The sequence below is a fragment of the Actinospica durhamensis genome (genome assembly GCF_018139695.1).
In the GTDB taxonomy this organism is placed as follows: Bacteria; Actinomycetota; Actinomycetes; order Streptomycetales; family Catenulisporaceae; genus Actinospica; species Actinospica durhamensis.
Genome location: NZ_JAGSOG010000339.1, coordinates 1 through 8,025 on the forward strand (window position 1 = coordinate 1; position 8,025 = coordinate 8,025).

Annotated in this window: 7 protein-coding genes; 3 read left to right on the forward strand and 4 right to left on the reverse strand. The window is 74.0% G+C overall.

Going from position 1 to position 8,025, the window contains the following annotated elements; all coding sequences use genetic code 11:
- Window positions 1-827: zinc-binding dehydrogenase (locus tag KDL01_RS36595; RefSeq protein WP_212533298.1), on the forward strand; the 827-nt coding region annotated here is incomplete at its 5' end.
- Here the strand turns inward: KDL01_RS36595 and KDL01_RS36600 are convergent.
- Genes KDL01_RS36600 through KDL01_RS36610 form a run of 3 tightly spaced genes read right to left on the reverse strand, consistent with a single transcriptional unit; the run spans window position 793 to window position 4,882 of the window.
- A complete protein-coding gene (locus KDL01_RS36600; protein ID WP_212533299.1) occupies window positions 793-2,415 on the reverse strand; it encodes a glycosyltransferase in 1,623 nt (540 codons plus the stop codon). The genes KDL01_RS36595 and KDL01_RS36600 overlap by 35 nt on opposite strands.
- Window positions 2,412-3,587 carry a glycosyltransferase gene (locus KDL01_RS36605; RefSeq protein ID WP_212533300.1) on the reverse strand — a complete coding sequence of 392 codons (1,176 nt, stop codon included), beginning with the start codon at window positions 3,585-3,587 and terminating at the stop codon, window positions 2,412-2,414. The genes KDL01_RS36600 and KDL01_RS36605 overlap by 4 nt, the downstream gene beginning before the upstream one ends.
- Entirely contained in the window at window positions 3,587-4,882 is a 1,296-nt protein-coding gene (locus tag KDL01_RS36610) for a hypothetical protein (protein ID WP_212533301.1), read from the reverse strand. The genes KDL01_RS36605 and KDL01_RS36610 overlap by 1 nt, the downstream gene beginning before the upstream one ends.
- A gap of 106 nt (window positions 4,883-4,988) precedes the next feature.
- Here KDL01_RS36610 and KDL01_RS36615 point away from each other — a divergent pair, with 106 nt between their 5' ends.
- Window positions 4,989-5,666, forward strand: coding sequence for a hypothetical protein (locus KDL01_RS36615; RefSeq protein ID WP_212533302.1), 678 nt, complete (start codon window positions 4,989-4,991; stop codon window positions 5,664-5,666).
- On the opposite strand, the gene KDL01_RS36620 is transcribed toward KDL01_RS36615, so the two are convergent.
- On the reverse strand, window positions 5,647-7,212 hold the full coding sequence (locus KDL01_RS36620) for a N,N-dimethylformamidase beta subunit family domain-containing protein (protein WP_212533303.1): 1,566 nt from the start codon (window positions 7,210-7,212) through the stop codon (window positions 5,647-5,649). The two genes, KDL01_RS36615 and KDL01_RS36620, sit on opposite strands and share 20 nt — an antisense overlap.
- A gap of 180 nt (window positions 7,213-7,392) precedes the next feature.
- Between KDL01_RS36620 and KDL01_RS36625 the strand changes: the two genes are divergently transcribed.
- Window positions 7,393-8,025, forward strand: a 633-nt coding sequence (locus tag KDL01_RS36625; RefSeq protein WP_212533304.1) for a mannosyltransferase family protein, incomplete at its 3' end; no start/stop codon positions are given.

An 8,025-nucleotide genomic window follows, 5' to 3' on the forward strand; every position in this document is an offset into this window, starting at 1 on the left:
GTTCGGGGGTGACGGGGCTGGAGATCGGGGAGTCGGTGGCGGTCTACGGGCCGTGGGGCTGCGGGTTGTGCCTCAACTGTGCCCAGGGCAAGGAGAACTACTGCCTGGAGGCGCAGAAGCTGGGCATCTACCCGCCCGGGCTCGGGCAGCCGGGCGCGATCGCCGAGTATCTGCTGGTCGACGACAAGCGGCATCTGCTGCCGCTCGGGGACCTCGATCCGGTGACGACCGTGCCGCTCACGGACGCCGGGCTCACGCCGTACCACGCGATCAAGGGGTCGCTGCCGCGACTGGTGCCGGGCAGCACGGCCGTGGTGATCGGCACGGGCGGGCTCGGGCACGTCGCGATCCAGCTGCTGCGGGCGCTGAGCCCGGCGCGGGTGGTCGCGCTGGACGTGACGCAGGAGAAGCTGGCGCTCGCGGCCGAGGTCGGCGCGCACGAGACCCTGATCTCCGACACGGGCGCGGCGGACCAGGTGCGGGCGATGACGAACGGGCGCGGCGCGGACGCCGTGTTCGACTTCGTCGGCGCCGCGCCCACGGTCGCCACCGCCACCGCCTGCGCCGGGATGGAGTCCGACGTGGTGATCGTCGGCATCGGCGGCGGCACGGCGAAGGTCGGCTTCGGTGCCACTCCGTACGACTGCTCGGTGCGCTCCCCGTACTGGGGCAGTCGCAGTGAGCTGATCGAGGTGTTCGAGCTTGCCCGGGCGGGCGTGGTCAACGTGCACGTGGAGCGCTTCGGCATCGACGAAGCGCCCCAGGCCTACCGCCGCCTGCACGAGGGGACGATCAACGGGCGCGCGGTGATTCTGCCGAACGGGTGAGTGGGGCGACGGTGGCGTCGATCGGGCGCAGCTCCAGGGCGCCCGCGTCACGTGCGGGGCCCGGCGCGAGGGTGACGAGCGAGCGGTAGAGCGCGTCGAGCCGTTCGGCCTGCCCGGCCCAGCTCGAGGCGGGGCGCGGGTCGGACGGGCCGGAGTAGACGCCGCGGTAGCGCTCCGGCTCGGCCAGCACGCGCGTGACCGCGGCGGCCAGGTCCACCGCGTCGCCCGCCGCGAAGACCTCGCCGACGCCGAGGCGCCGGGTCTCGGCGGCCATCTCGCGCACGTCGCTGGTGACGATCGGCAGGCAGGCGTGCAGGTATTCGAAGTACTTGGTGATGAGTGAGAGCTCGTGGTTCGGCAGGTGCAGGATCGGCACGAGACCGATCGTCGCGGCGCTGATGTACGACACGACCTGGTCCACCGGCACGTAGGGCACGACGTGCAGCCGCCCGGCGACGCCGAGCCGCTCGGCGAGCTCCGTCAGGGCCGGAATATCAGGGTCGTCGGTCCGGGCGATCAGGGCGAGGTGCGCCTGCGGCAGGCAGACCAGCGCCTCCACGGCCGTGGACACGCCTCGGCGCGGGGACATGCCGCCGCTGTAGAGCAGCAGCGGGACGTCCTCGGCGGCCTCGGTTCCGGCCCCGGTGCCGACTTCGATTCCGCAGTCGGCGCGTAGGGAGCGGGGGGTGGTGGGGCCGTCGTCCATCCCGTCGCCCGCCGCGATCACCGGGGCGTTGAGGATGACGCCGGGGCGGTGGCTCAGGGCGTGGTCCTCGGCGAGGCGCTGGGCGATGCCCTCGGACACGGTCACCACGGCGTCGGCGCGGCCGATGTACTCGCTCTCGACGCCGACCAGCATGCGCCGCCGCATGCGCAGGCGTATGTCGGTGCGGCTCGGGACCTCGATGCCGCGCAGGTACTCGTGCGCGTCGTAGATCCAGCGCACCGGGTGGGCGTCGGTGGACAGGGCGGCGGCGAGGCGGGCGCCGATGCCGACCATGTGGAAGTCGTGGGCGTGGATCAGGTCCGGTTCCAGGTCCCGCACCACCGGCGCGAGGGCCAGGTCGAGGTCGGCGAACCAGGGGTTGAACCAGCGCCAGCCGCCGTGCCGGTCCAGGCCGCCGAGCACCGTGCCGAGCGCCTGGTGCGCGGCGCCGCCGAGCGGGCCGCGGGAGCAGCGGGCCAGCAGCGCGTCAAGGCCGGGGCGGGCGGCGAGGAAGCGGCGGGCGGCGGCCACGCCGCGCGAGCGGCGCCGGCGTCCGGCCGCGGCGTCGCGCCCGGCCAGCGCGGCCCGGGCCTCGCGGTAGGCCGGGCGCAGGGCGGCTGCGCGCCGTCCGCCGCGCAGCCGGGCGCCTTCGTACGCTGACACGGTCTTGGGCACCGGCACGAGCAGCACCTCGGCCGCGCCGAGCCGGTAGCGCTCGGGTTCGGCGCCGGGGGCGCGCCCGACCAGCGTCACCTCCCAGCCGGCCGCGGCCATCGACCAGGCGATCTTCTGCACCCGCGAGTCGCCCTTGACGCCGTTGGCCACGAGCATGACCACGCGTGGGCGGCGGGCCTCGGGGGCGCGCTGGGCCGGGACGGTCATCGCGTGGCCGCCAGAGCGTCGTACACCTTCACCAGTTCCTTCGCGTCCTGTTCCCAGTTGAGTTCGGCCCGGGCCCGGCGCGCCCGCGCGCACAGGCCGGAGTAGTCCGCGGCCACCGTCTCGAGCGCGGCGCGCAGTGACGCGGCGTCACCCGGCCGGTAGAGCGCGCCGATGCCGTACGCGGTGACCAGCCTGCGCAGCTCGGGCAGGTCGGCGGCCACGACCGGGACGCCCGCGCGCACGGCGTGGAAGACCTTGTTGGGCAGGGCGAGGCGGTGGTTCTCGCAGGTGTCGGTGAGGGTGACCATGGAGATGCCGACGCGGCGCAGCACCTCGTCCACCTCGTCCACCGGCCGGGCCGGCTCTATCCGGAAGTTGACGTCGAACCCGCGCAGCTTGGGCAGGTACTCGCGGTCGGCGTTGCCCATCAGCAGCGTCTCGAGTTGCAGGTCCGCGGCCGCGAGCAGCAGCGTCTCGATGTCGCGGGCCGCGCCGATGCGTCCGGCGTAGACGACTCCGCGCGGGCGCTCGGGCAGCTCGGCGATCTCGTCCGGCGCGCTGACCAGCGGGAAGGTGTTGCGCACGACGGCGACGGGGGTGGTGCGCCACTGGCCGAGCCGGGCCGCGATGCCGTCGCTGACGGTCAGCACCGCGTCGGCGCGGGCCACGAGCCGACGCTCCATCCGCTTCTCGCCGGCCCGTTCGAACGGGGTCGGGCGGCCGTGGCGCTCGCGGCCGGACCACCACTCGTGCGAGTCGTAGACCAGCTTGGCGCCGTCCCGGCCGGCGAGTTCAGCGGCCAGTCGCAGCACGTTGAAGTCGTGGGCGTGCACGACGTCGAAGTGCCGGTTGCCCACGGCCGTGCGGGCCTGCGTGTTCCAGGTGTGCCAGACGCGCTTGCGGTGCTGCGGCAGCAGGACCCAGCGGCCGACCGCGCGGACCCGGCCGAGCGGACCGCCGCGGCGGGGCGGCGTGGCGGCGCCGCCGCCGGGCTTGAAGCCGGTGCCGCCGGAGACCGACTGCACGCTCACCCCGTCCGGCGCGTTCCAGCCGGCCGGTATGTCGCGGCCGACGATGTGCACCGCGTGGCCGCGGTCGGCCAGGGCGGTGGCCTCGCGCAGCACTCTGGCGTCGTGCGCCACGTTCGAGATGACCAGCATGAGCACGTCCATCAGTGCGCGCCCTCTCCCAGGGTTGCGGCGGTGAGCGGTTTCGAAGAAGGCGGTGATGCGGGGAGCTCGGCGGGTTCCGGCACCGGATCGGCGCCGGCGGACGGGCGGGTGCGGGTGCGGTCGAACAGCGGCGGCAGACCGAGGGCGAGCAGCAGCCAGACCGCCACCATCAGCCGATCGGCCTGCGAGGCCACCGGGTGCGCGACGACCGCGCCGAGGCCGGTGGCCGCGACCGCGACCACCAGGGCGCCGTAGACCGCCTCGCGCCGCACCACCACCACCGCGAGCAGGACCGCTCCGACGGCCACGAGCAGCGCGGTGGGCTCGTAGACCGGGTAGTAGACCCAGAGGTGCACGTCCGACTTGATCAGCCGCAGCACCGGGTCGCTCACGTCCGGGCGGGCGAAGTGCTTGGTGAAGGTGTCCTGCATCGACTCGGTCAGGCCGGGCCAGCCGAGCAGCGTACTGAGCAGCTCGGTCAGCACGAACCCGGCGCCCGCGGCGATCGCGAGCAGCCTGATCCCCGCGCTCCGCCCGTCGCGCGCCCGCCACCAGTACAGCAGCGCGCCCACCGCGAGCAGCAGGGCCGCGAGCTGTTCGCTGGAGTAGCGCACCACGAAGCCGGTGGCCAGGCCGACCGCGAGCACGGCGGCGCCCGCGCGAATCCGGCCCCTGACCATCCACACGGCGCCGAGCAGCATGAGCAGGATGGTGGCCAGCGAGGGGCCGTCCGTCAGCATCCTGCTGCCCCAGTAGCCGGTGGGCGCTGCCAGGTAGAGCCCCTGCCCGGCCACCGCCGCCCACCAGCCGCAGCCGACCGTGCGCAGCAAGGCGAGCACCAGCAGGCTCGCGAACAGCGTGCACAGCAGCGCCGCCGCCCACAGGCCGAAGCGCAGCCCGAAGGCGTCGGCCAGCGGCGCGGCGAGCAGCGGGTAGCCGGGGCGGGAGGTGAAGATGGCGAGATAGCGCGGGGAGCTCGGGCTCAGGCCGTCGCGGTAGGTGTACATGCACGCGTCGAAGGCGGAGGCGTAGTCCGCGGTGCCGGCCCCGGCGCCGGTGTCGAGCGCGGCGATGGCGGACGCGTCGTTGCCGCTGTCCTGGCAGTACATCACGGTCGCGTCGTGCACGGCGTCGCGCCGGCTCTCGCCCAGTATCCGCAGCGTCTGCTTCGCGTACTGGTACGTGTCGTTGGACGGCACGTCCTGGCGATAGTCCAGCGCCTGCAGAGCCGTGAAGATCTCGGCGATGAGCAGTACGCAGGCGAAGACGCGTCGAGGCAGGTCCCTGGTGGCCACCTGCGGAAGGTAGCGGGCGGCGGCCAACCGCTGGTGTTCAGAAGATGTCCGGCCGGTAACCGGGAGGCATGCTGCCGTTCTCCCGGGTCACGTAGCCTGCGGAACCATGTCGCTGAACCCGTCCGCGGTGAACGCGCCGCGCTTCGGCCGGGCCCTGCTCGCGCTGACCGCCGCGGCCACGATCGCCGCCTCGCCCTTCGCCGCCGACACGCTCGGACCCGCCGGTTCGCGCGGCAGCGGCCACGCGGTCGCCGCGTACGGCCTGGCGATGCTCTCGCACGACGTCGGACACAACGACTGGGCGTTTCAGGGCACCACGGCCGACGGGCTGGGGTGGGCGGTGACGTATCTCGCGGTGGGGTTGTTCTGCTCGGCGGTCGCGGTGTGGCTGCGGCGGCGCGGCGGCGGGTACCTCGGGCGCGTGCTCACCGCGGCGTGGGGCACGCTGCTGCTCTGCGCGGGTCTGAGCGTCGGCGCGGTGTGGTTCGCGGAGGGTGACTCGACCTTCCTGGCGCCGCTCGCGCTGCACGTGGCCGACCTGTGCAGCCCGTGGTGGGCGTGCGTCGCGACGACGGGGGTGGTCGCGTGGTCCGAGCGCAACGCGGCGGCCGCGCGCGGCGTGCTGGCGTACGCGGTGGTACTGGCGGTGTTGCTGCTCGTGCCGCTGCCGGGGCCGGATGCCGTCAAGGCCCTGGTGCTCGCCGCGTCGGCCGCCGGGCCCGCGCTGGTGACGCCGCGTCAGTGGGCCGGCCAGACCGAGCGCGTCAGGCCCGCAACCGGTTGAGCAGGTTCGTCGTGGCCTGCTGGATGCGCGCGTCGACGTAGTCGGGGTGGTTCAGCCCGAGCGACCAGTTGAACGTGGCGGCGTCGAACACGATCGCGCCCTGTGCGGTCTCGTACAGGCTGGTGTTCTGGTAGATCGGGCCGCTGGCCTGGCCCTCGGCGTGGTACGGCGAGGCGGACAGCAGCGTGTGCCGGCTGGCGGCGGGCCGCGGCGACCCGGCGTAGAAGCCGTCGGCCTCCCCGCCGACGATCCCGGGGATCTGCTCGCCCTCGCGCACGCCGGTCCCGGCCCAGAGCCAGTGGTCGGCGGCGGTGACGACCAGCGCCGTGTCCGCGCGCGGGATCCCGTTGTACTGCACGCCCAGCAGCTTCTGCTCGGACTGGTCGCCGCCGGCCTTGACGTCGCGCCACATGCAGGTGGGGCCGCTGGCGTCGGGGGACGGATCGTGATCGGTCTTGTAGCAGGTCATCGCCGGGATGTCGGTGCCGTTCGGGTCCGGCTCCCAGCGCACGTGCCAGTACACGTTGTTCGCCCCCATATAGGCCAGATGGGTGCCCCGCGCCATCGCCGCGTCGACGGTGTCGCGCATCTGGCGGGACCAGTACTCGTCGTGCCCGGAGAAGATCAGCGCGCGGTAGCGCGTCGGGTCGACCCGGCCGAGCTGCAGGTCGACGCTGGTGGAGTAGCTCAGGTCGTAGCCGCTGCGCTCGGCCCACTGGAGGAACGCGTAGTCCAGGTCGATGCGCTGCGGCAGCCCGACGCCCGAGTACGGCCGGGCGTAGTTCACCGTCCGGGCGCGGTCGCCGTAGCCGATCGGGAAGCCGTGTACGTCGAACCGCTTGTCGCCGCCCTCGACCTCGGCCGGGCTCGGGGCGCCGTGCTTGCCGTAGCCGTAGTACAGGCTCTTGCCGATCCTCCCGTCTAGCGGCCACTGGTTGTAGGCCTGGTAGGTCGAGTACGGCTGCACGAGCAGGAAGTCGGCGCGGCGGGCGTCTTCGCGTACGACGAAGGGGGTCAGCGAACGTTGGCCGTCCTCGGTCGTGAACGTGGCCAGATACGCTCCGGAGACCCAGTCCGGCGGCACCTCCAGGGTCCACGAGGGCGCCCAGGCGCAGCTGACCATGCCGGTGTCGGGGTCGGTGGACGGGGCGGCCTGGCGCACGCCGGTCAGGCCGGGGCTGGTGGCCATCCGCCGGGCGCCTGAGCCGCCGTAGTCGCCGAGCCGGTAGACCTCCACCCGGAAGGAGGCCACGTCGGTGGAGACGTGGAAGTCGAGCGACTCGCCGACCTCGACGCTCGGGCGCGCGGCGTATCCGGCGATCCGGCCGGTCAGGTCGTCGGCGCCGACCGTGCCGCCGGCCCCGATCTGCCAGTCCGCCGAGCCGGGGAGCCGGTTCTGCGCGCGGGTCGGGTTGTCCGGCCCCGCGGCCCGGTAGCCGGCCGGCGCGGGCCCCGCGGCCAGGGCGTGCGCGGCGGCACCGGTGGCGGCGGCGACCGCTCCCGCGCCGAGGACGGACAGGACGGAGCGGCGGGAGATCTCTGGCACAGCCGAGCAATGTATGACCTCTGAGCGTCGCTCCGGTGAACGCGGCGCGAAGCGCGCGGGGGGCGGAATCTGAAGTCATCATGAAGACTCCACCGGTGCCCGCGGACTCGACACCCGGCGGACGCCGCCGGTCCACCGGGACGTCGCCCACTGGGTGCCGTGGCCCGGTAGGACGGGCCGGTGAACGCGATCGCCGTCAAGCGAGGCCGTGCCCTGGCCAGGGAGCATGCGCCGGAAGTCCTGGTCTACTGCGCGGTGCGCGCCGTCGGGTTGATCGTGTTGGCCGCGATGGCCCCACGCCTCGGCCGGGTCCCGTCGCTGCTGACCAAGTGGGACGGCCAGTGGTACCTGGACGTGGCCAGGCACGGGTACGACACGGCCCTGACCTATCGGCCGGGCGGCGGCCTGGTCAACACGAACATCGTCTTCTTCCCGCTCTACCCGCTGCTGATCGCCGGGCTCGGCCTCGCCCTCGGCGTGGTCGCGGCCGCGCTGCTGATCAGCCTGCTGTCCGGGATCGCGGCCGCGATCGCCCTGCGCGCGATCGGCGAGGAGCTCTACGACCGGCGGACCGGGCTGCTGCTCGCGGCGCTGTGGGCCGCGGTGCCCACGGCCGTGGTCGAGTCGATGGCCTACACCGAGTCGCTCTACACGGCGCTGGCCGCGTTCACCGTGCTCTTCCTCATCCGCGGGCGCTGGCTCGCGGCCGGGGTGGCGGCGCTGGCGGCCGGGCTGACGCACCCGACCGGCGTGGCGGCGGCCGCGGCGGTCGGCGTCTGCGCGCTGGCGACCGTGACGCGGCGGCCGAGCGGG